Origin of the sequence: Pseudomonas putida (genome assembly GCF_001941965.1) — a bacterium.
In the GTDB taxonomy this organism is placed as follows: domain Bacteria; phylum Pseudomonadota; class Gammaproteobacteria; order Pseudomonadales; family Pseudomonadaceae; genus Aquipseudomonas; species Aquipseudomonas putida_L.
This window is the reverse complement of sequence record NZ_MKZO01000009.1, coordinates 98092-120040: the sequence shown is the minus strand read 5'-3', so window position 1 is coordinate 120040 and position 21949 is coordinate 98092. Positions and strand designations below refer to the sequence as shown.

Sequence of the window (21949 nt, the reverse complement as noted above, 5' to 3'; positions counted from 1 at the left end):
CACAGGGGCCGCATGCACCGCTAACCCTGTGGGAGCCGGCGTTGCCGGCGATGAGGCCGGCAACACCGGTGCAAGGCTCAGGATCAGAACAGATCCATCGGCGCCGCCTCATCCGCCGGCAGCGGACTGCCAGGCGCGGCACCATTGCCCATCTCGTTCACCGACGGCGGCGTGTCCTCGGCCTTGAACAGCTCGAAGTAAGCATTCGGCGTGCTTGGCGTCGCCGCACGGCCACTGACCGGGTCGACGCGCAGGCTGAGGATGCCTTCCGGCTCCGGCAGGCGGTGCTCCGGCTTGTCCTTCAGGGCCTGGCCCATGAAGTTCATCCAGGTCGGCAGCGACACGGTACCGCCGTACTCACGGCGGCCCAGGGTCTCCGGCTGGTCGAAGCCGGTCCAGACGGTGGTCACGTAGTCGGCGTTGTAGCCGGAGAACCAGGCGTCCTTGGACTCGTTGGTGGTGCCGGTCTTGCCTGCCAGGTCGTTGCGGCCCAGGGCCATGGCCCGGCGCCCGGTACCGCGCTTGATCACGTCCTCCAGCATGCTGGTGAGGATGTAGCTGGTGCGGCCGTCGATGATCTGCTCGGCAATCACCGGCGCCTGTGGCATGGCCGGGGCCGTCTGCTGGGTATCGGTAGTGATCGGCTGCACCTGCGGCGCGGCGATCCCGCCCTGGTCCTCGTGACCCGACGGCGTACGCGCCGGGTTGGCGGTGAACAGGGTCTCGCCGTTACGGCTCTCGATACGCTCGATCAGGTACGGGCTGATCTTGTAGCCGCCGTTGGCAAAGGCGCTCCAGCCGGTGGCGATCTCCATCGGCGTCAGGGTCGCGGTGCCCAGGGCCAGGGACAGGTTGCGTGGCAGGTCCTGCTTGTTGAAGCCAAACCTGGCGATGTAGTCGATGGTGCTGTCCACGCCCATGCTCTGCAGCAGGCGGATCGACACCAGGTTGCGCGACTTGTACAGCGCCTCGCGCATGCGGATCGGGCCGAGGAAGGTGTTGGTGTCGTTCTTCGGCCGCCAGACCTTGTCCAGGTACTCGTCGACGAACACGATCGGTGCATCGTTGACCAGGCTGGCGGCGGTGTAGCCGTTATCCAGCGCCGCGCTGTAGACGAACGGCTTGAAGCTCGAGCCCGGCTGGCGCTTGGCCTGGGTGGCGCGGTTGTAGTTGCTCTGCTCGAAGGAGAAGCCACCGACCAGGGCGCGGATCGCGCCGTTGTTCGGGTCCAGGGTGACCAGTGCGCTTTGGGCGCCCGGTACCTGGCTGAAGGCCAGGCTGCCGTCATCCTTGCGACGAACGCGGATCAGGTCGCCGACCTGGGCCACATCACCGGCCTGTTGCGGCGCGCGGCCCTGGCTGTTGGTGTTGAGGAACGGACGCGCCCACTTCATGGTGTCCCAGGCCACGGTGGCCTCTTCACCGTTGCGGGTCAGCACGCGCAGGCCGGTTTTCTCGACCTGGGTGACGATCGCCGGCTCGAGGCCGCCGAGGGTGCGCTGCTTGGCCAGTTCCTGCGCCCAGGCGGCGCGGGTCTTGCCCGGCAGGCGCGATTCAGGGCCGCGGTAGCCGTGGCGCTGGTCGTATTCGGTAAGGCCGTCGAGGACGGCCTTGTTGGCCATTTCCTGCAGGTTGCTCGGCACCGTCGTGGTCACGCGGAAGCCTTCGGTGTAGGCATCGCTGCCATAGCGGCCGACCATCTCGGCGCGGGCCATCTCGGCGATGTACGGCGCATTCACTTCCGGCGTCGGCACGTGGTAGCTGGCGTTCAGCGGCTCGGCGAGGGCGGCCTGGTAGCTGGCCTCGTCGATCTTGCCCAGCTTGTACATGCGCCCGAGGATCCAGTCGCGACGCTCCTTGGCCCGGGCCGGGTTGGCCAGCGGGTTGAAGCGCGACGGCGCCTTGGGCAGGCCGGCGATCATGGCCATCTGCGCCAGGCTGATGTCGCGGATCGACTTGCCGTAGTACACCTGCGCCGCCGCTTCGATGCCGTAGGCGCGGTTACCCAGGTAGATCTTGTTGACGTACAGCTCGAGGATCTCGTCCTTGGTCAGTTCGCGCTCGATCTGCAAGGCGAGGAGGATCTCGTTGGTCTTGCGCGAGAAGCTGCGCTCGCTGGTCAGGAAGAAGTTCTTCGCCACCTGCATGGTGATGGTGCTGCCGCCGGTCTGGATATGCCCGGACTTGAGCAGTTGAGTGGCCGCGCGCATCAGGCTGCTCGGGTCGACGCCGTAGTGATTGAGGAAATTGTCGTCCTCGGCTGACAGCAATGCCTGAATGAAGTGTGGGGGAATATCCGCAAAACGGATTGGAGACCGCCGCATTTCGCCGAACTCGGCGATCAGCTTGCCGTCACTGCTGTAGACCCTCAGGGGTATCTGCAACTGGATGCTTCGCAGCGCCTCGACCGACGGGAGGCTGGGACTAAGATACAGAAACGCGCCGCTCAGCCCGAGGACGGCTGCGCAAATGACTGCGACGAAAGACCACCAGAAGAACTTCAGCAGGCGTATCAAGGCTTTGGGGTGTCCAGTTGGAGTTTTGGATTGAGCGCAGGGCCCGGCGGGCCGGAAAACGCTGCGCATTATAAGCAATTTTCACTTCCACGCGTGATTTGCACCGGGTGTCAAGGTGGCGCTGTTGCCACCCTCGCCAGGACGGCGGCTTGCTGCCTTTTTTCAGGGATCGAACGAGGAAAACAGGATGTTTGGACGCACAGTTCGGGATAGCGGTTCACTGCTGGGGGTAGAAATTGCCTCTGGCGCCGTCAGATTGCTGCAACTGGAGCGCCGCCCGCGCGGGCTGGCCTTGCGCGGCTGGGGGATCGAGCCGCTGCCGCCGGGTGCCCTGGCGGACGGCCGGGTGGTGGCCCACGAGGTGGTGGCCGAGGCGATCGGCCGGGCCCGGCAACGCAGCGGCACCAGCGTCCGCGAGGCGGTGCTGGCAGTGCCTTCTGCGGCGGTCATCCAGCATGCGGTGGCCATGCCATCGGGGCTGGACGACGAGGAAATCGACGAGCGGTTGCGCGACGAGGCCGAGCAGTTCATTCCCTTCTCGGTGGAGGAGGCGGCGCTGGATTACCGGGTGGTGCCCGGCACGCCAGGGATGCTCAACGTGGCCTTCACCGCCTGTCGCCAGGAGTGGCTGGACAGCCTGGAGCGGGTCATGGACCTGGCGGGGCTGCGGGCACGGATCGTCGATATCGACAGCCATGCCTGGCAGCGGGTGCTGGCTCGCCAGGCGCCGGGGGTGTCGGCGGTGCTGCTGCTGGAAGCGGATGCCTGGGTGTTTCATGGTTTCCGCGTGGATGGCGGGCTGCTCTTCAGTGAGCGTCGTGTGCCGATGGAGCCGCGCCTGGAAAGCCTGGTGGAGTTCGTCGACCTGTGCCTGTTGCGCGAGCCCGGCGCGATGCCGGACCGGCTCTGGCTGGCGGGTGCGCAAGCGGGTTGGGAAGGGCTTGCCGAACAGTTGCAGTGGCATCTGGGGATTACCACCCGGACCTTCGATCCATTGGCGGGGCTGCTGTTGCCGCAGCGTGATGACGATGTGCTGGAGCAGGCCGCACCGTTGCTGGGGGTCGCCTATGGCCTGGCCCTGCGGGGCTACAACTGATGGCCGGGATCAACCTGCTGCCGTGGCGGGAATGGCGTCGGCAGCGGGCGATCCGCCGCTGGCAGGGGCTGCTGCTCGCCAGTCTGCTGGCGGGGACACTGCTGTCGCTGCTGGGGGTTGCATTGGTCAGTCAGCGCCTGGAGCGCCAGCTGGAGGCTAATGCCCGGCTGAGTGAGCGCATTGCCGGGCTGAGCGAGGGGCTTGCGCAGGTTGCTCTGCTTCGTGAGCGGGGCGAGGTCCTGCAGGCGCAATGGACGGAGCTGCAGGGGATGGTGCGGCAGCAAGGCGTTGGTGGTGACCTGCTTTTTCGCTTGATGGACATCGTCCCGCCGGGCGCTCGCCTGAGCGAGCTGCAACTGAGCGAAGGCGAGTTGCGCTTGTCCGGTCTGGCTCGCAGCGGCAGTGATGTCGCACAGTTGCTGCGCAACCTCGGGCAGTCACCTGGCCTGGGGGCGGCGGATCTGCAGGAACTGGTTTCTTCTCCGACGGGCGAGCGCTTTCGGCTTCTGGTCAGCCTGGAGTCGTCATGAGCCTTGCGCTGCTCGATGCGGCCCTGGACTGGCGTGCGCTGCTGCGCTGGCCCTGGTGGGCGAAGGTCATGCTGCTGGGCGCGTGCTTTTTGCTGGTGCCGGGGCTGGTCTTCGGCTTGCACTGTCGCGAGGTGCTTGGTTCGATCGCCGTGGAGGAGGGCCGGCATGACGAACTGCAACGGCAATGGCAGGAGCGTTCGGCCCAGGTGGATTCGCAGGCGGTTCACCAGGCGCATCTCGCACGGCTGGAGGCCGATCTGCTGCGCCGGCAGGGCGAGCTGTTCGACGAGGATGGACTGGCGAGCCTGTTGCAGAGTCTTGGTCAGTTGGGGGCGGGATTGTCGTTCGAGCAGGTCTCGGTGCTGGAGCCTGAATCGCGGCAGCATCATGTGGAGCTGCCGATCAAGGTGCAGGTGGCGGGTGAGTACCGGGCCTTGAAGCGCTTTCTCGCGGGGCTGGGTGGCTTGGAAAAGCTGGTGACCTTGCATGAGTTGCACCTGGTCGCGACGGACGAGGCCTCGCCCGGGGTACTGCGCTTGGGGTTGCGGCTGCAGGCTTACCGGGCGCTTCAGTCGGGTGCGGTTGCGGTAACGGCCGTGGCGCCCTCTTCGCAGGTGCACAACCCGTTCGAGCCGTTTGCCTCGAACGTGGCTGAAGTGTCCCTGGATCAGGCGCGGATGGTGGGTTATCTGCGGGACCCGAAGGGGCAGGCGGCGCTGGTTCGTCTTGGGGCGGAGGTTTATCTGCTGCGCGAAGGCGACCGCATCGGCAGCGGGCAGGTGGTGGCAATAGAGGAGGGGCAGGTGGAGCTGCAGGGCGTCGCGACGGGGATAGCGCGGGTGCTGATGCTTTCCAAAAGCTGATGGCGCTTGGCTCTGTAGGAGCGTCATGGTGTTTGATTGGAGGAAGAATATGAACAGGACGTTCAGATCATGGCTGTTGTACCTGATGCTGTTATCACCCGTGGCCATGGCCGACCCCGGCAAGCCACTGTCGCTGAACTTCCAGGATGTCGAGGTCCGCGCCGTGTTGCAGGTGCTGGCGGACTTCGTCGGGGTCAACCTGGTGGTCAGCGACGAGGTGAGCGGCAATATCACCCTGCGCTTGCACGAGGTGCCCTGGGATCAGGCGCTGGATACGGTGTTGCGCAGCAAGGGGCTGGGCAAGCGCCTGGAGGGTAATGTCCTGCTGGTGGCGCCGCTCGGGGAGCTGGAGAACACCGGGCGCCCGGCCTACGGGCCCAGGGAGCAGGCACTGCTGCAGGTCAGCCATGCCCGGGCCGCGGACCTTGCCAGCTTGCTCGTGCCACTGCTCGACGCTGGTCCGGAGGAGGACCCCTGGGGCCCGATCAGCGTCGACGAGCGCACCAATACCCTGATCACCAGCCAGCAACCGCAGCGTCTCGACACCTTGCGCCGCTTGCTCGGGCAACTGGACGTGCCGGTACGCCAAGTGCTGATCGAGGCTCGTATCGTCGAGGCCAATGTCGATTACGAGCATGGCCTGGGCGTGCGTTGGGGCGGTTCTGCGGGTGGCCGCGTCATTCCGGGGATTGGCGAGGCGGGCTCATTGACCTTCGTCGACCTGGGGATCGAGCGTGCAACGTCAGGAATCGGTTTCGGCCTGATCGGCGACAGCGGCCTGCTCGACCTGGAACTGAGTGCCATGGAGAAGTCCGGCAACGGCGAGATCATCTCCCAGCCCAAGGTGCTCACCGCCGACAAGGAAACCGCGCGGACCCTCAAGGGCTCCGAGGTGCCGTACCAGGAGTCGGGGGCCAACGGCACCACATCCATCACCTTCCGCGAGGCCTCGCTGTCGCTGGAGGTCACTCCGCAGATCATGCCCGGTGGCGAGGTGAGCATGCAGGTCAAGGTGACCAAGGACGAGCCGGACTACCTCAACCTCCAGGGCACCGTACCGCCGATCCGCAAGAACGAGGTCAACGCCCGGGTTCGCGTGGGCGACGGTCAGACCATCGTGATTGGCGGCGTTTACTCCACCAGCAAAAACAATGTGGTGGATAAGGTGCCATTTTTCGGCGATGTGCCGTATGTTGGGCGGCTGTTTCGTCGCTCCACCGTCCAAGAAAGAAAATCCGAGCTGTTGGTCTTCCTGACTCCGCGTATCATGAATGACCAGGCGATTGCTGTGAGTCATTGATTCTGTGCGAAATTTGATACTTGTTGGGCCGATGGGTGCTGGCAAAAGCACCATCGGCCGCCTGCTTGCCAAAGAACTGCGCCTGCCTTTCAAGGATTCCGACAAGGAAATTGAATTGCGCACGGGTGCCAATATCCCGTGGATCTTCGACAAGGAAGGCGAGCCGGGCTTTCGCGATCGCGAGCAGGCCATGATCGCCGAGCTGTGCGCGGCCGACGGCGTGGTCCTGGCCACCGGTGGTGGCGCGGTGATGCGCGATGCCAACCGCAAGGCGCTGCATGATGGCGGCCGCGTCATCTACCTGCATGCTTCGGTGGAACAGCAGGTCGGGCGTACCGCCCGTGACCGCAATCGCCCCTTGCTGCGCACTGCCAATCCCGAGGAAACCCTGCGCAACCTGCTGGCGCTGCGTGATCCGCTGTACCGGGAGATCGCCGACCTGGTGGTGGAAACCGACGAACGGCCACCACGCATGGTGGTGCTGGATATTCTCGAACGCTTGCAGAAGTTGCCGCCCCGCTGACGCATGATTATCCTCGGCGACCAGTCATGCTCTGACAGGGCACTTTGTTATCACGCGGACCGGGACTTCCAGTCCGCGTCTTCGTTCTTTGTGGGGATACATGCAGACACTTAAGGTCGACCTGGGCGAACGCAGCTACCCGATCTACATCGGTGAAGGGCTGCTGGACCAACCTGAACTGCTGGCGCCGCATATTGCCGGCCGGCAGGTCGCCATCGTTTCCAACGAGACCGTCGCGCCGCTGTATCTGGAGCGCCTCAGCCAGACCCTGGGGGCCTACAAGGTGCTGCCGGTGGTCCTGCCGGACGGCGAGTCCCACAAGAACTGGGAAACCCTGCAACTGATCTTCGATGCCCTGCTCACTGCACGGCATGATCGCCGTACCACGGTCGTCGCCCTCGGCGGCGGGGTAATCGGCGATATGGCCGGCTTTGCCGCCGCTTGCTACCAGCGCGGTGTCGACTTCATCCAGGTGCCGACCACCCTGCTGTCCCAGGTCGATTCCTCGGTGGGCGGCAAGACCGGCATCAACCACCCGCTGGGCAAGAACATGGTCGGCGCCTTCTATCAGCCCAACGCGGTGCTGATCGATACCGCCAGCCTGCGCACCCTGCCGCCGCGCGAGCTGTCCGCGGGCCTGGCTGAAGTGATCAAGTACGGCCTGATCTGCGACGAGCCGTTCCTCGGCTGGCTGGAAGACAACGTCGATGCCCTGCGCAACCTCGATGGCGCAGCGCTGACCGAAGCCATCCGTCGCTCCTGCGCGGCCAAGGCTGCCGTGGTCGGCGCTGACGAACGCGAGTCCGGGGTGCGCGCTACGCTGAACCTTGGCCACACCTTCGGCCACGCGATCGAAACCCAGATGGGCTATGGTGTGTGGCTTCACGGCGAAGCGGTGGCGGCCGGTACGGTCATGGCCCTGGAAATGTCCATGCGCCTGGGCTGGATCAGCCAGCAGGACCGCGACCGCGGCATTCGCCTGATGCAGCGTGCCGGCCTGCCGGTGGTGCCACCACAGGACATGACCCCGGCGCAGTTCATGCAGCACATGTCGGTGGACAAGAAAGTACTCGATGGTCGTCTGCGCCTGGTCCTGCTGAGCAAGCTGGGCGAGGCCGTGGTCACGGATGACTACCCGCAAGAGATTCTTCAGGCCACGCTGGCAGCGGACTACCCTGCCATCGTGGCCCAGCTTTGAGGTCGATGAGAGCCCGATGACTAGTTTGCATGCCGACGAGGCCTTTCTCGGCCACTACCAGCTGAACCACGACCCCTTCGCCGCGCGCGTTCCGGGGTTCAAGTTCTTCCCCGCCCAGCGCAAGCCGGTACTGGGGCAACTGCACCACCTCGCCCGCTACAGCCAGCTGTTGCTGGTGGTGACCGGCCCGCAGGGCAGCGGCAAGACCCTGCTGCGCCAGGCCCTGGTCGCCAGCACCAACAAGCAGTCGGTGCAGAGCGTGGTGATTTCCGCTCGTGGCGCCAGCGATGCGGCGAGCGTGCTGGCCCAGGTGGCGCAGTCGTTGAACGTGGCCACGGCCGAGGTCCAGCCGATCCTGTCCCAGGTCGTGCAGCTTGGCCTGACCGGCCAGGAAGTCTACTTGCTGGTGGACGATGCGGAACAACTTGGCGAATCGGCGCTCCAAGCGTTGCTGGAACTGGCGGCGGGCACCGCTGAGGGTCGTCCCCACGTGTTCCTGTTCGGCGAGCCTTCGCTGATCACCAGCCTGGATGCGCTGGAGATCGAAGAGGAGCGCTTCCATGTCATCGAGTTGCAGCCCTACAGCGAAGACGAGACCCGGGAATACCTGGAGCAGCGTCTGGAAGGCGCAGGTCGCGGCATCGAGGTGTTCACGGCCGAGCAGATCGCCGATATCCAGCAAAACTCCGAAGGCTGGCCCGGGAACATCAACCAGGTCGCCCGCGATACCTTGATCGAAGCCATGATCGCCAGCCGCTCGACGGCGAAGCGACCATCAGTGGGGTTCACTATGCCGAAGAAACATGTGCTGGCACTGTCTGCCGTGGTACTCGTCGCCGTCGGCGCTGCCGTGCTGATGCCGAAGAAAGGCGACCAGCCCAAGACCAGCGCACCTGCCGAGCAGGCGCAACTGCCGCTGGGCCAGGGCCAGCCAAGCAACGCCCAACCGAACAACAATGGCGGCCCGGCGATCGAATTCGCCGGCTCGTCGCAGCCGATGCCGCTGCCACTGGTGGGTCAGTCCCAGCCGGTGATGCGCGGTCCGCTGGCGGAATCCACCGGCATGAACGAGGGTGAAGAAGGTGGTCCGGCCGGCAATACCGCGCTGCAGCCGCCAACCGTGACCACCATCGCGCCGCCCGAGGGCGCTGTCGCAGGTCCTGCACCGACGCCGGCCCAGCCAGTCCAGTCGCAGACCCTCGCTTCCGCCCAGCCGGTTGCACCGAGTCATCAAACCGCTGTGCCGTCTTCGACCAAGCCGGTTGCACCTGCCGCGAAGCCTGCCGAGGTCGCTGTCGCCAAACCTGCCGCTCCGGCAGTCAAGCCAGCGGAAAAACCGGCAGCCAAACCGGCAGCCGGCGGCGCTGGCAGTGGCTGGTACGGTTCCCAGGCCCCGGGCAACTACGTAGTGCAGATCCTCGGCACCAGTTCGGAAGCCACCGCCCAGGCCTACGTGAAAGCCCAGGGTGGCGACTATCGCTACTTCAAGAAAAACCTGCAGGGCAAGCCGCTGTATGTCATCACCTATGGCAGCTTCTCCAGCCGTGATGCAGCACTGAATGCCATCAAAGCCTTGCCAGCCAAGGTCCAGGCTGGTAAACCTTGGCCTCGCACTGTCGCAAGCGTCCAACAAGAGCTCGCTGCGACGCGCTAATTAATAGCCTGATCCGGGCGGCACCTACCCCCGCCGCCTGATCAACCTCTGATTCCACAGGCAGCCTGCTGTGCATATGCACGGCAGGCTTTTCTGTCCCAGACTGCCGGCCACAAGCCCTTCTTGCAGTCCAGGCTGAAACGCTTCAGACTCAAGCCAAGCCGTTACCACGGCGCTCGCTTAAAAACATTCAAAAATGCGACATGGATTTTCGATGATTCGTCATCAAATTTGTGGGATTCACTGTCGCCGTGCAACAATGGCACCCGTATTGCCCCCCGCAAAGCTGACGTCCGTTCGGCGTGGATGGTAAGTGGTTGAATTAAAAAGATTTGCCTTTGTGAGAGGCGAACCTGGTGAGAAAGTGTCTATGAAAACAGGTCTGTACCATCCCGAAGAATTCAAGGACAACTGTGGATTCGGTCTGATCGCCCACATGACGGGCGAACCCAGCCACCACCTTTTGCAAACGGCTATCGAAGCCCTGACCTGCATGACCCACCGCGGTGGGATCAACGCCGACGGCAAGACCGGTGACGGTTGCGGCCTGCTGATGCAGAAGCCCGACCAGTTCCTGCGCGCCATCGCCCAGGAGACCTTCGGCACTGAATTGCCCAAGCAGTACGCCGTGGGCATGGTGTTCTTCAACCAGAACGCCGCCAAGGCCGAAGCCGCTCGCGAAAACATGAATCGCGAAATCCTCGCCGCCGGCCTGCAACTGGTCGGCTGGCGCCAGGTGCCGATCGACACCAGCGTCCTCGGCCGCCTGGCCCTGGAGCGCCTGCCGCAGATCGAGCAGGTGTTCATCGGCGGTGAAGGCCTGAGCGATCAGGAATTCGCCATCAAGCTGTTCAGCGCCCGTCGTCGCTCCTCGGTGGCCAACGCCGAAGACAGCGACCACTACATCTGCAGCTTCTCGCACAAGACCATCATCTATAAGGGCCTGATGATGCCGGCGGACCTCGCCGCCTTCTATCCGGACCTGGGTGACGAGCGCCTGCAGACCGCGATCTGCGTGTTCCACCAGCGCTTCTCCACCAACACCCTGCCGAAATGGCCGCTGGCGCAGCCGTTCCGCTTCCTCGCCCACAACGGCGAGATCAACACCATCACCGGTAACCGCAACTGGGCCCAGGCCCGTCGCACCAAGTTCGCCAACGAACTGATCCCGGACCTGGAAGAGCTCGGCCCGCTGGTCAACCGCGTGGGTTCCGACTCGTCCTCGATGGACAACATGCTCGAACTCATGGTCACCGGCGGCATCGACCTGTTCCGCGGCGTGCGGATGATCATCCCGCCAGCGTGGCAGAACGTCGAAACCATGGACGCCGACCTGCGCGCCTTCTACGAATACAACTCCATGCACATGGAGCCGTGGGACGGCCCGGCCGGCGTGGTGATGACCGAAGGTCGCCACGCGGTCTGCCTGCTCGACCGCAACGGCCTGCGCCCGGCGCGCTGGGTCACCACCAAGAATGGCTACATCACCCTGGCCTCGGAAATCGGCGTGTGGAACTACAAGCCGGAAGACGTGATCGCCAAGGGCCGTGTCGGCCCGGGGCAGATCTTCGCGGTGGACACCGAGACCGGGCAGATCCTCGATACCAATGCCATCGACGATCGCCTGAAGTCGCGCCACCCGTACAAGCGCTGGCTGCGCCAGAATGCCCTGCGCATCCAGGCCGACCTCAGCGACGACCAGGGCGTGGCCAGCTACGACGCCGACCAGCTCAAGCAATACATGAAGATGTTCCAGGTCACCTTCGAAGAGCGTGACCAGGTCCTGCGTCCGCTCGGCGAGCAGGGCCAGGAAGCGGTCGGCTCGATGGGCGACGACACGCCGATGGCGATCCTGTCGCAGCGCGTGCGTTCGACCTACGACTACTTCCGCCAGCAGTTCGCCCAGGTGACCAACCCGCCGATCGACCCGCTGCGCGAAGCCATCGTCATGTCGCTGGAGATCTGCCTCGGTGCCGAGCGCAACATCTTCCAGGAATCCCCGGAGCACGCTTCCCGGGTGATCCTCAGCTCGCCGGTGATCTCGCCAGCCAAGTGGCGTTCGCTGATGAACCTCGAGCGCGAAGGCTTCGAGCGTCACGTGATCGACCTCAACTACGACGAAAGCCTGGGTCTGGAAGCCGCGGTGCTGAGCATCGCCGACCAGGCCGAGGAAGCCGTGCGCGCGGGCAAGACCCAGCTGGTGCTGAGCGACCGTCATATCGCTCCGGGCAAGCTGCCGGCCCACGCCTCCCTGGCCGTCGGCGCGGTACACCACCGCCTGACCGAAAAGGGCCTGCGCTGCGACAGCAACATCCTCGTGGAAACCGCGACCGCCCGTGACCCGCATCACTTCGCCGTGCTGCTCGGTTTCGGTGCGTCCGCCGTCTACCCGTACCTGGCCTATGAAGTGCTGGCCGACCTGATCCGCACCGGCGAAGTACTGGGCGACCTGGACGAAGTTTTCAAGTACTACCGCAAGGGCATCTCCAAGGGCCTGCTGAAGATCCTGTCGAAGATGGGCATCTCCACCATTGGCTCGTACCGCGGCGCGCAACTGTTCGAAGCGGTCGGCCTGTCCGAGGAAGTGGTCAACCTGAGCTTCCGTGGCGTTCCGAGCCGCCTGAAAGGCGCACGCTTCGTCGACATCGAGAACGAGCAGAAACTGCTCGCTGCCGAAGCCTGGAGCGCGCGCAAGCCGATCCAGCAGGGCGGCCTGCTGAAGTTCGTCCACGGTGGCGAATACCACGCCTACAACCCTGACGTGGTCAACACCCTGCAAGCTGCCGTGCAGCAGGGCGACTACGCCAAGTTCAAGGAATACACCGCGCTGGTGGACAACCGTCCGGTGTCGATGATCCGCGACCTGCTCAAGGTCAAGACCGCCGACCAGGCCCTGGACCTCAGCGAGATCGAACCGCTGGAAGCCATCCTGCAGCGCTTCGACTCCGCCGGTATCTCCCTCGGCGCACTCTCGCCGGAAGCCCACGAAGCCCTGGCCGAGGCGATGAACCGCCTGGGCGCGCGCTCCAACTCCGGTGAGGGCGGCGAAGATCCATCGCGCTACGGCACTATCCGCAGTTCGAAAATCAAGCAGGTCGCCACCGGGCGTTTCGGCGTCACCCCCGAGTACCTGGTCAACGCCGAAGTGCTGCAGATCAAGGTGGCCCAGGGTGCCAAGCCGGGCGAAGGCGGCCAGCTGCCAGGCGGCAAGGTCAACGGCCTGATCGCCAAGCTGCGCTATGCCGTGCCGGGCGTGACCCTGATCTCGCCTCCGCCGCACCACGACATCTACTCGATCGAAGACCTCTCGCAGCTGATCTTCGACCTCAAGCAGGTCAACCCGCAGGCGCTGGTTTCGGTCAAGCTGGTGGCGGAAGCCGGGGTCGGCACCATCGCCGCCGGTGTGGCCAAGGCCTATGCCGACCTCATCACCATCTCCGGTTATGACGGCGGTACCGGTGCTTCGCCGCTGACCTCGATCAAGTACGCCGGCGCCCCGTGGGAACTGGGCCTGGCCGAGACCCACCAGACCCTGCGCGGCAACGACCTGCGCGGCAAGGTCCGGGTACAGACCGACGGTGGCCTGAAAACCGGCCTCGACGTGATCAAGGCGGCCATCCTCGGCGCCGAAAGCTTCGGCTTCGGCACCGCGCCGATGATCGCCCTGGGCTGCAAATACCTGCGCATCTGCCACCTGAACAACTGCGCCACCGGCGTAGCCACCCAGAACGACAAGCTGCGCAAGGACCACTACATCGGTACCGTCGAAATGGTGGTGAACTTCTTCACCTATATCGCCGAGGAAACCCGTGAGTGGCTGGCCAGGCTGGGCGTGCGCAGCCTCGGTGAGCTGATCGGGCGTACCGACCTGCTGGAAATGCTCCCGGGTGAAACCGAGAAGCAGAAACACCTCGACCTCAGCCCGCTGCTGGGCAGCGCCCACGTGCCGGCCGACAAACCGCAGTTCTGCGAGGTCGACCGCAACCCGCCCTTCGACAAGGGCACCCTGGCCGAGAAGATGGTCGAGATGGCGCTGCCAGCCATTCGCGACCAGAGCGGCGGCGAGTTCGAGCTGGATATCTGCAACTGCGACCGTTCCATCGGCGCACGGATCTCCGGGGAAATCGCCCGCCTGCACGGCAACCAGGGCATGGCCAAGGCGCCGATCACCTTCCGCTTCAAGGGCACTGCTGGCCAGAGCTTCGGCGTGTGGAACGCCGGTGGTCTGAACATGCACCTGGAAGGCGACGCCAACGACTACGTCGGCAAGGGCATGACCGGTGGCAAGCTGACCATCGTGCCGCCAGCCGGCAGCCCGTTTGCCACCCAGGACAGCGCCATTGTCGGTAACACCTGCCTGTACGGCGCCACTGGCGGCAAGCTGTTCGCCGCCGGTACCGCGGGCGAGCGTTTCGCGGTGCGCAACTCCGGTGCCCACGCCATCGTCGAAGGCACTGGCGATCACTGCTGCGAATACATGACCGGTGGTTTTGTCTGCGTCCTGGGCAAGACCGGCTACAACTTCGGCTCTGGCATGACCGGCGGTTTCGCCTACGTGCTGGACATGGACAACAGCTTTGTCGACAAGCTGAACCATGAACTGGTGGAAATCCAGCGGATCACCGGCGAGGCGATGGAGGCTTACCGCAGCCATCTGCACCGCGTGCTGACCGAGTACGTCGAAGAAACCGGTAGTGCATGGGGCCGCGAGCTCTGGGAAAACCTGGACGACTACGTTCGTCGCTTCTGGCTGGTCAAGCCGAAGGCGGCGAACCTGAAGAACCTGCTCTCCAGCACCCGGGCCAACCCGCAATAAAGCAGCTGCAAGTGGCAAGCCTCAAGCTGCAAGTGAAGCAGTACGAGGTTTGCCGGGCATTAGTGATCGACTTGCGGCTTGCAGCTTATAGCTTGCAGCTGCTGTATAGAGGTTTTGAAAAATGGCTGAACGTCTGAGTAATGACTTCCAGTTCATCGAAGTCGGGCGCAAGGATCCGAAGAAGAAGCTGCTGCGCCAGCGCAAGAAAGAGTTCGTGGAAATCTACGAGCCCTTCAAGCCCCAGCAATCGGCCGAGCAGGCCCACCGTTGCCTGGGTTGCGGCAACCCGTACTGCGAATGGAAGTGCCCGGTCCACAACTTCATCCCCAACTGGCTGAAGCTGGTCTCCGAAGGCAACATCCTCGCGGCAGCAGAGCTGTCGCACCAGACCAACACCCTGCCGGAAGTCTGCGGCCGCGTATGCCCGCAGGACCGCCTCTGCGAAGGCGCCTGCACCCTGAACGACGGCTTCGGCGCCGTGACCATCGGTTCGGTGGAGAAGTACATCACCGACACCGCCTTCGCCATGGGCTGGCGTCCGGACATGTCCAAGGTCAAGCCGACCGGCAAGCGCGTCGCCATCATCGGCGCCGGCCCTGCCGGCCTTGGCTGTGCCGACGTCCTGGTGCGCGGTGGCGTGACCCCGGTGGTGTTCGACAAGAACCCGGAAATCGGTGGCCTGCTGACCTTCGGCATCCCCGAGTTCAAGCTGGAAAAGACCGTGCTGAGCAATCGTCGCGAAGTCTTCAGCGGCATGGGCATCGAGTTCCGCCTCAACACCGAGGTGGGCAAGGACGTGACCATGGAGCAACTGCTCGCCGAATACGATGCCGTATTCATGGGCATGGGCACCTACACCTACATGAAGGGCGGTTTCCCCGGTGAAGACCTGCCAGGCGTGCACGACGCCCTGGACTTCCTGATCGCCAACGTCAACCGCAACCTGGGCTTCGAAAAGTCGCCGGAAGACTTCGTCGACATGAAGGGCAAGAAGGTCGTGGTGCTGGGCGGTGGCGACACCGCGATGGACTGCAACCGCACCTCGATCCGCCAGGGCGCCAAGGCCGTGACCTGCGCCTACCGTCGTGACGAGGCGAACATGCCGGGCTCGCGCAAAGAGGTGAAGAACGCCAAGGAAGAGGGCGTGAAGTTCCTCTACAACCGCCAGCCGATCGCCATCATCGGTGAAGATAAGGTCGAAGGGGTGAAGGTGGTCGAGACCCGTCTCGGCGAACCGGATGCCCGTGGCCGTCGCAGCCCCGAGCCGATCCCGGGCTCCGAAGAGATCATCCCGGCCGATGCCGTGGTCATCGCCTTCGGTTTCCGTCCGAGCCCGGCGCCATGGTTCGAGCAGTTCGCTATCCAGACGGACAGCCAGGGCCGCGTCGTCGCCCCGGAGCAAGGCAAGTTCAAGCACCAGACCAGCAACCCGAAGATCTTCGCCGGTGGCGACATGGTCCGCGGTTCCGACCTGGTGGTGACCGCGATCTTCGAAGGCCGCAACGCGGCGGAAGGGATCCTGGACTACCTGGGCGTCTGATTTCTCAACAGAGAAAACTATTGACCCACGGCACCCGATAGAGAAAAGGCACGGTTAGTACCGTGCCTTTTCTTTGCCCGTCTGAGAAAATGCCCGCACTTTTTTTCCGGATGCCGACATGACTGCCTTGAAGAATGATCGTTTCCTCCGTGCGCTGCTCAAGCAACCTGTAGACGTCACCCCGGTGTGGATGATGCGCCAGGCCGGCCGTTATCTCCCGGAGTACCGCGCCAGCCGCGCCAAGGCCGGGGATTTCATGAGCCTGTGCATGAACCCGCAATTTGCCTGCGAAGTGACCCTGCAGCCGCTGGACCGCTACCCGCTGGACGCCGCGATCCTCTTCTCCGACATCCTCACCATCCCCGACGCCATGGGCCAGGGCTTGTACTTCGAGACTGGCGAAGGCCCGCGCTTCAAGAAAGTGGTCAGCACCCTGGCCGACATCGAGGCACTGCCGATCCCTGATCCGCAGAAGGACCTCGGTTACGTCATGGACGCGGTCAGCACCATCCGTCGCGAACTGAATGGCCGTGTACCGCTGATCGGCTTCTCCGGCAGCCCCTGGACCCTGGCCACCTACATGGTCGAAGGCGGCTCGTCGAAAGACTTCCGCAAGACCAAGGCCATGCTCTACGACAACCCGCAGGCCATGCACCTGTTGCTGGACAAGCTGGCGCAGTCGGTTACCAGCTACCTCAACGGGCAGATCCTCGCTGGCGCGCAAGCCGTGCAGATCTTCGACACCTGGGGCGGCAACCTCTCGGCGGCGGCGTACCAGGAGTTCTCCCTGGCCTACATGCGCAAGATCGTCAGCGGCCTGATCCGCGAGCACGAAGGGCGCAAGGTGCCGGTGATCCTCTTCACCAAGAACGGCGGCCTGTGGCTGGAAAGCATCGCCGAAGCCGGTGCCGATGCGCTGGGCCTGGACTGGACCTGCGAGATCGGTGATGCCCGTCGCCGTGTCGGTGACAAGGTCGCCCTGCAGGGCAACATGGACCCGACCGTGCTCTACGCCAAGCCTGAAGCCATCCGTGCCGAAGTCGCGCGCATCCTCGCCAGCTACGGCAAGGGCAGCGGCCATGTGTTCAACCTGGGCCACGGCATTACCCCGGAAGTCGATCCGGAACACGCAGGCGTGTTCATCAACGCGGTGCATGAGCTTTCAGCCCAGTATCACGGCTGACAGGGCAACCCGGTCCCCTGTGGGAGCTGGCTTGCCAGCGATTGTGGTAGTGAGCCCACCATCGTAATCGCTGGCAAGCCAGCTCCCACAGGTTTAGGCGTCGCCAGTTAGTTTGGCTGCACCCTTTGATCCTTCGGCTCGTAATAGAACACCGGCGTCCTGGTCAGATCGATCCTGACGATGGGAATGAATTTCCCGGTCGCGGCCATGAAGCTGTCCTGCATCTGCCTTGCCCTTTCCAGGCCTTCGCCGCTGTAATACAGCGCCTCCAAAGGCAGTTTGTCGGGGATGTTCTCCGGCCACGGTGCAATCACCACCTCATTCCACAGGGTACGATGCACTGGATGCGGGAAGTGCTGGCGCACGTCGATACTGAACTGGAACCACCGCGCCGTGGGCTCGAAGTAGCAGGCTTTGGTTCCTGTGTACTCGGCAAAGTGCGCCTGCCAGCTCGGAATATCCACTACCCCACTGAGATGGCAAGGCAGCGGAAACTGCTCCGTGCCACAACTTTCGATACGACTGTCAGTCGCCGCATTCAGCGGAAATACGCACCTCACCGTGAGCGGCTGCCCGCTCGGTTCCCCAAGCGGGGCCATGATCAACCCGGCATCGCCCGCCAGTCGTTCATTGCCCACATCCTTACGGAGATAGGAAAAGGACACGCCCTTGCGCTCGACATTCTCCGGACTGGGGTTCCAGAACGCCGGGTTGGACGAATCACGGATGGCGCGGATGATGACGCCGTTGCAGTTGATCGCCGCGCTGCCATCGGCGCACTCCGGCCGGGTATCGTCGAAGCGCTGCTGCAGGCGCAGGACCACGCTGCGCCCTGGGTCATCGGGGCTGATGGTGCAGGAGATAAGCAGGAACAGCGCGACCAGCACGCAGAAATAGCGCAGGGCGTGTGTGAGCATGTCGATGTCCTCGTGAAGGAGAAATCATCAAGCCATGCGCTTCGATTCAGGCACAACTGACAGAAATACCAGGTTTAAGCTTCAATTCAGCCTGCCCCGGTACTCTGATTCCATCAAAACCTGCCAAGGAATCAGCACCATGAAAACCCGCTATCTCGCCCTTATCCTCGCCCCTCTGTTCAGCACCGCCGCCCTGGCGGCCGGCACCGGCTACACCGGCCCGGGCGCGCAGAGCGTCACTACCGTGGCCGCAGCCAACGATGCCGCTGACGACACCCCGGTGGTACTGACCGGCTACGTGATCAAGAAGGTCAACAACGACGACAAGTACGAGTTCAAGGACAACACCGGCACCATCACCGTCGAGATCGACAACGAAGACCTGCCGCCGGTGGCGTTCAACGACAAGACCAGGGTCAAACTGACCGGTGAGGTGGAGAAGCACCTGATGTCGCGGGAAGTGGATGTGGATATCGTCGAGATCGTGAACTGATCCCCACCCTCAAGGCTTGCACACCACCTGTGGGAGCTGGCTTGCCAGCGATGAGGTCGGCAATGACAAAGAGGTTGTCAGGCCGGGCCAAATCGCTGGCAAGCCAGCTCCCACAGGGTTCTGTGTCTACGCCACTTTTGGTGGCAGTTTGCTGAGGTACAACGCAACCCCCAACGCCACCACCAGCAAACTCCCGATAAACACCCCGATCCCGTTCCACCCCGCGTAATGCCACGCCACCCCGCCCGCGGTCCCCGCCACGCTTGACCCCGCGTAGTAACTGAACAGGTACAGCGAAGAAGCCTGCCCCTTGGCCTTCAACGCCCGGCGCCCGATCCAGCTGCTGGCCACCGAGTGCGCGCCGAAGAAGCCGAAGGTGAACACCAGCATGCCGACGATGATCAGCGGTACCGCACTGAACAACGTCAGCAACATGCCGCTGAACATCAGCAGGATGGTGCCCCAGAACACCCGGCGCCGACCGAGCTTGTCGGCCAGCGCGCCGATCTGCGCCGAGCTGTAGATGCCCGACAGATAAACGATCGACAGTAGCCCGACCAGCGCCTGGCTCATGTGATACGGCTCGGCCAGCAAGCGGTAGCCGATGTAGTTGAACAGGGTGACGAACGCGCCCATCAGCAGGAAGGCTTCAAGGAACAGCCATGGCAGCCCGGCATCACGGAAGTGCAGGACAAAACCGTCCAGCAAGCTGCGCGGGTTCATCGAGCGCGCACGGAAGTTGCGCGACTCCGGCAGCACCTTCCAGAACAGCGCCGCGGCGAGCAGGGCCAGGCCACCGATCACCAGCATCGCCGTGTGCCAGCTGACGAAGTCGATCAACACCCCGGCAATCAGCCGCCCGCTCATCCCGCCAATGGCATTGCCACCGATATACAGCCCCATCGCCAGGCCGATGTGCTGTGGATGAATCTCTTCACTCAGATACGTCATGGCCACCGCGGCCAGCCCGCTAAGCGACAGGCCCACCAGCGCGCGCATCGCCAGCACGCCTTCCCAGGTCGGCATCAGGGCACTGGCGAGGGTGCTCAAGGCCGCGCAGAACAAGGCGAAAACCATCACCGGCTTGCGCCCGATGCGGTCGGAGATCGGTCCGGTGATCAGCAAGCCAAATGCCAGCAGACCAGTGGATACCGAAAGCACCAGGCTGCTCTGCGCCGCATTGATGGAAAAGTCCCGGGACAGCAGCGGCATCATCGGCTGCACGCAGTAGAGCAGGGCGAAAGTGGCGAAACCGCCGCAGAACAGGGCCAGCACCGTGCGCATGAAGGCCGGGGTGCCTTTTTCGATCCAGGTTTCTGTCAGGGCGGCGGCGACGTCGGCCACCGGTTCAGGGGGAAGGTCGTGGGCGTGGGGCGCTACAGCAGTTTTCACGGGGAGCCTCGGCGGGGTGCGGCCTGTAGGGGCGACTGAAAAAAGCATATAGCTGGCTAATGATCATTTCCAATATATTGTTCGACCTGTTTAAGAGGTTTTGCGACCTATTGGAGCGTCCATGGAATTGCGCCACCTGCGGTACTTCATCGCTGTCGCCGAAGAGCTGCATTTCGGCCGGGCCACGCAGGCCCTGGGCATCTCCCAGCCGCCGCTGAGCCAGCAGATCCAGGCCCTGGAGCAGGAGCTGGGCGCGCGCCTGTTCGAGCGGACCAACCGACGGGTGGCACTCAGCGAAGCCGGACGGCTGTTCCTCGAAGAGGCGCGCCAGGTCCTGGCCCAGGTCGACAAGGCCGCCGATGTCGCCCGCCGCGCACAACTGGGCGAACTGGGCGAGATGAAGATCGGCTTCACCTCCTCGGCGCCGTTCAACTCGAGCATTCCCAAGGCCATCTACAGTTTCCGCCAGCGCTTCCCGGCGGTGCACCTGAACCTCAAGGAAATGAGCAGCCGTGACGTGGCCGATGCATTGCTGGATGAAAGCATCGAGGTCGGCCTGATGCGGCCGCTGGCGTTACCGGAATCGCTGGTGGCCACCGAGCTGTTCCGCGAGCCGCTGGTGGCGGTGCTGAACGCCGATCACCCGCTGGTCGAGGGGTCGGAAAAGGGCCTGGAACTCAAGGCGCTGGCCAACGAGCCCTTCGTGTTCTTCCCGCGCAGCTACGGCAGCGGCCTGCATGCGCAGTTGCTGAGCCTGGCGCGGCAAGCCGGGTTCACCCCGCATTTCGCCCAGGAGGCGGCGGAGGTGATGACCATTATCGGTCTGGTGTCGGCGGGATTGGGGGTGTCGGTGCTGCCGGCGTCGTTCCAGCGCATGCGGATCGACGGAGTGGCCTATCGCACGCTGCTGGATGCCGATGCGGTGACGGCGGTGTGGCTGGTGCAGCGGCGCGAGCAGGGCTCGGCGATGGCGGGCGCCTTCGTCGAGCTGCTCACGCGCAAGGGCTGAGCGGGATCAGTCGACCTTCGACAGATCGCCTTTCAGCGCAACACCGGCAATAACGGCGCCGGCGTGGCACTCGTAGGTGCTGGCGTCCTTGCGCTCGTTCTTCTTGTAGTAGCTGGCGATATTGGTGACGGCGTTGGCTCCCACCTTCCTGGCCGCGTCTTGCATGGTCAGCAGGGCCGACTGCAGGGCCCATTCGCAAGCGGCTTCATCGCTCTTGTTGAAGGCGTTGGTTTTCTTGTTGGTGGTGGCATTCGGGCTGATGACGCTGACCTTGCCGCGTGGTTGTACACCGGCCAGATAGAACTTCACCGAACCATCGAGCTTCTTCTCGGCGGTCATCTGTTGAACCACCTTCTCGAACGGCAGGAACAGTGCGGTATCCCGGGCTTGGCTGATGCCCGGCAAGGCGCACAGCAGCAGGGCGGTGGTGGCGGTCCAGGTTTTCAAGCGCATGGTGTCTTTCCTTGATTAATAAGTGGTCGAGCGTTGTTCGTTGAGGGCGCGCTGCACCATGCGATCGGACTCGATGCGTTGCAGTTCGCGCATGATGCTTTTGTCGAGGTTGTAGACCCAGCGGTTGTAGTTGCGGTGGATCTTGCCGTCGTTGTAGCCGAGGTTGCGGCTGTCGCGGTACTCGATGCGGAAGTTGCTCAGGCTGTAGCGGATATCCACGGCAGCGAAGAAGGTGTTGCGCACGGTGATGTCGGCCTGGACCAGGCCCGGGCTGGTACTGCGTACGGTCCAGCCGCGCTCGGCCGAGGCCTTGACGATGGCCCGCTGGATTTCCTCGTCCGTATAGGAATGGCCGACCACCAGCAGTTCCTTGGGCACCATCACCGGTTTGGACGTGCAGCCAGCGACGAAAGCCAGTACCAGGCCCAGCAGGGCCGCGCGAATCATTGAAGACATTCCTTTCTCT

At 63.9% G+C, this 21949-nt stretch carries 17 protein-coding genes; 12 read left to right on the top strand and 5 right to left on the bottom strand.

Going from position 1 to position 21949, the window contains the following annotated elements; translation table 11 throughout:
- Positions 1-83: 83 nt before the first annotated feature.
- Positions 84-2513 (bottom strand): penicillin-binding protein 1A, encoded by a 2430-nt coding sequence (locus PSEMO_RS05615; RefSeq protein ID WP_372239099.1) that lies wholly within the window; start codon positions 2511-2513, stop codon positions 84-86.
- 190 nt (positions 2514-2703) lie between these two features.
- Here PSEMO_RS05615 and pilM point away from each other — a divergent pair, with 190 nt between their 5' ends.
- The 10 genes from pilM to hemE all read left to right on the top strand — a co-directional run bounded on the left by pilM (position 2704) and on the right by hemE (position 17219).
- Positions 2704-3612: a type IV pilus biogenesis protein PilM gene (pilM, locus tag PSEMO_RS05610; RefSeq protein WP_075802150.1), complete on the top strand. Its 909-nt coding sequence runs from the start codon at positions 2704-2706 to the stop codon at positions 3610-3612.
- Positions 3612-4142, top strand: coding sequence for a PilN domain-containing protein (locus PSEMO_RS05605; RefSeq protein WP_075802149.1), 531 nt, complete (start codon positions 3612-3614; stop codon positions 4140-4142). Before pilM ends, PSEMO_RS05605 begins: the two co-directional genes overlap by 1 nt.
- Positions 4139-5005, top strand: coding sequence for a type 4a pilus biogenesis protein PilO (pilO, locus tag PSEMO_RS05600; RefSeq protein ID WP_075802148.1), 867 nt, complete (start codon positions 4139-4141; stop codon positions 5003-5005). Before PSEMO_RS05605 ends, pilO begins: the two co-directional genes overlap by 4 nt.
- 49 nt (positions 5006-5054) lie before the next feature.
- A complete protein-coding gene (locus tag PSEMO_RS05595) occupies positions 5055-6305 on the top strand; it encodes a type IV pilus secretin PilQ (protein ID WP_144443546.1) in 1251 nt (416 codons plus the stop codon).
- Positions 6306-6309: 4 nt separating this feature from the next.
- Positions 6310-6828, top strand: a complete 519-nt coding sequence (gene aroK / locus PSEMO_RS05590; protein WP_075802147.1) for a shikimate kinase AroK — start codon at positions 6310-6312, stop codon at positions 6826-6828.
- Between the two features lie 100 nt (positions 6829-6928).
- Entirely contained in the window at positions 6929-8026 is a 1098-nt protein-coding gene (gene aroB, locus PSEMO_RS05585; RefSeq protein ID WP_075802146.1) for a 3-dehydroquinate synthase, read from the top strand.
- 16 nt (positions 8027-8042) lie between these two features.
- Positions 8043-9680, top strand: a complete 1638-nt coding sequence (locus tag PSEMO_RS05580; RefSeq protein ID WP_075802145.1) for an SPOR domain-containing protein — start codon at positions 8043-8045, stop codon at positions 9678-9680.
- 370 nt (positions 9681-10050) lie between these two features.
- Entirely contained in the window at positions 10051-14496 is a 4446-nt protein-coding gene (gene gltB / locus PSEMO_RS05570; protein WP_075802144.1) for a glutamate synthase large subunit, read from the top strand.
- A 121-nt stretch (positions 14497-14617) separates the two neighbouring features.
- The gene (locus PSEMO_RS05565) at positions 14618-16036 is read left to right on the top strand and encodes an FAD-dependent oxidoreductase (RefSeq protein ID WP_075802143.1); all 1419 of its coding nucleotides are present in this window, start codon (positions 14618-14620) and stop codon (positions 16034-16036) included.
- 118 nt (positions 16037-16154) lie between these two features.
- Entirely contained in the window at positions 16155-17219 is a 1065-nt protein-coding gene (hemE, locus tag PSEMO_RS05560; RefSeq protein ID WP_075802142.1) for a uroporphyrinogen decarboxylase, read from the top strand.
- Positions 17220-17326: 107 nt separating this feature from the next.
- On the opposite strand, the gene PSEMO_RS05555 is transcribed toward hemE, so the two are convergent.
- Entirely contained in the window at positions 17327-18136 is an 810-nt protein-coding gene (locus tag PSEMO_RS05555; protein WP_075802141.1) for a hypothetical protein, read from the bottom strand.
- 139 nt (positions 18137-18275) lie between these two features.
- Here PSEMO_RS05555 and PSEMO_RS05550 point away from each other — a divergent pair, with 139 nt between their 5' ends.
- Positions 18276-18629: a NirD/YgiW/YdeI family stress tolerance protein gene (locus PSEMO_RS05550; RefSeq protein ID WP_075802140.1), complete on the top strand. Its 354-nt coding sequence runs from the start codon at positions 18276-18278 to the stop codon at positions 18627-18629.
- Between the two features lie 126 nt (positions 18630-18755).
- On the opposite strand, the gene PSEMO_RS05545 is transcribed toward PSEMO_RS05550, so the two are convergent.
- The gene (locus tag PSEMO_RS05545; protein ID WP_075802139.1) at positions 18756-20021 is read right to left on the bottom strand and encodes an MFS transporter; all 1266 of its coding nucleotides are present in this window, start codon (positions 20019-20021) and stop codon (positions 18756-18758) included.
- Positions 20022-20142: 121 nt separating this feature from the next.
- Between PSEMO_RS05545 and PSEMO_RS05540 the strand changes: the two genes are divergently transcribed.
- Positions 20143-21030, top strand: coding sequence for a LysR family transcriptional regulator (locus tag PSEMO_RS05540; RefSeq protein ID WP_075802138.1), 888 nt, complete (start codon positions 20143-20145; stop codon positions 21028-21030).
- A 6-nt stretch (positions 21031-21036) separates the two neighbouring features.
- Here the strand turns inward: PSEMO_RS05540 and PSEMO_RS05535 are convergent, their stop codons facing one another.
- On the bottom strand, positions 21037-21483 hold the full coding sequence (locus PSEMO_RS05535; RefSeq protein ID WP_075802137.1) for an excinuclease: 447 nt from the start codon (positions 21481-21483) through the stop codon (positions 21037-21039).
- A gap of 15 nt (positions 21484-21498) precedes the next feature.
- Positions 21499-21939 carry a hypothetical protein gene (locus tag PSEMO_RS05530; RefSeq protein WP_075802136.1) on the bottom strand — a complete coding sequence of 147 codons (441 nt, stop codon included), beginning with the start codon at positions 21937-21939 and terminating at the stop codon, positions 21499-21501.
- Positions 21940-21949: the final 10 nt, after the last annotated feature.

Coding starts and splice junctions, on each gene's coding strand:
- pilM (WP_075802150.1), top strand. CDS start 2,704: ATGTTTGGACGCACAGTTCGGGATAGCGGTTCACTGCTGGGGGTAGAA.
- PSEMO_RS05605 (WP_075802149.1), top strand. CDS start 3,612: ATGGCCGGGATCAACCTGCTGCCGTGGCGGGAATGGCGTCGGCAGCGG.
- pilO (WP_075802148.1), top strand. CDS start 4,139: ATGAGCCTTGCGCTGCTCGATGCGGCCCTGGACTGGCGTGCGCTGCTG.
- PSEMO_RS05595 (WP_144443546.1), top strand. CDS start 5,055: ATGAACAGGACGTTCAGATCATGGCTGTTGTACCTGATGCTGTTATCA.
- aroB (WP_075802146.1), top strand. CDS start 6,929: ATGCAGACACTTAAGGTCGACCTGGGCGAACGCAGCTACCCGATCTAC.
- PSEMO_RS05580 (WP_075802145.1), top strand. CDS start 8,043: ATGACTAGTTTGCATGCCGACGAGGCCTTTCTCGGCCACTACCAGCTG.
- gltB (WP_075802144.1), top strand. CDS start 10,051: ATGAAAACAGGTCTGTACCATCCCGAAGAATTCAAGGACAACTGTGGA.
- PSEMO_RS05565 (WP_075802143.1), top strand. CDS start 14,618: ATGGCTGAACGTCTGAGTAATGACTTCCAGTTCATCGAAGTCGGGCGC.
- hemE (WP_075802142.1), top strand. CDS start 16,155: ATGACTGCCTTGAAGAATGATCGTTTCCTCCGTGCGCTGCTCAAGCAA.
- PSEMO_RS05555 (WP_075802141.1), bottom strand. CDS start 18,136: ATGCTCACACACGCCCTGCGCTATTTCTGCGTGCTGGTCGCGCTGTTC.
- PSEMO_RS05550 (WP_075802140.1), top strand. CDS start 18,276: ATGAAAACCCGCTATCTCGCCCTTATCCTCGCCCCTCTGTTCAGCACC.
- PSEMO_RS05540 (WP_075802138.1), top strand. CDS start 20,143: ATGGAATTGCGCCACCTGCGGTACTTCATCGCTGTCGCCGAAGAGCTG.
- PSEMO_RS05535 (WP_075802137.1), bottom strand. CDS start 21,483: ATGCGCTTGAAAACCTGGACCGCCACCACCGCCCTGCTGCTGTGCGCC.
- PSEMO_RS05530 (WP_075802136.1), bottom strand. CDS start 21,939: ATGTCTTCAATGATTCGCGCGGCCCTGCTGGGCCTGGTACTGGCTTTC.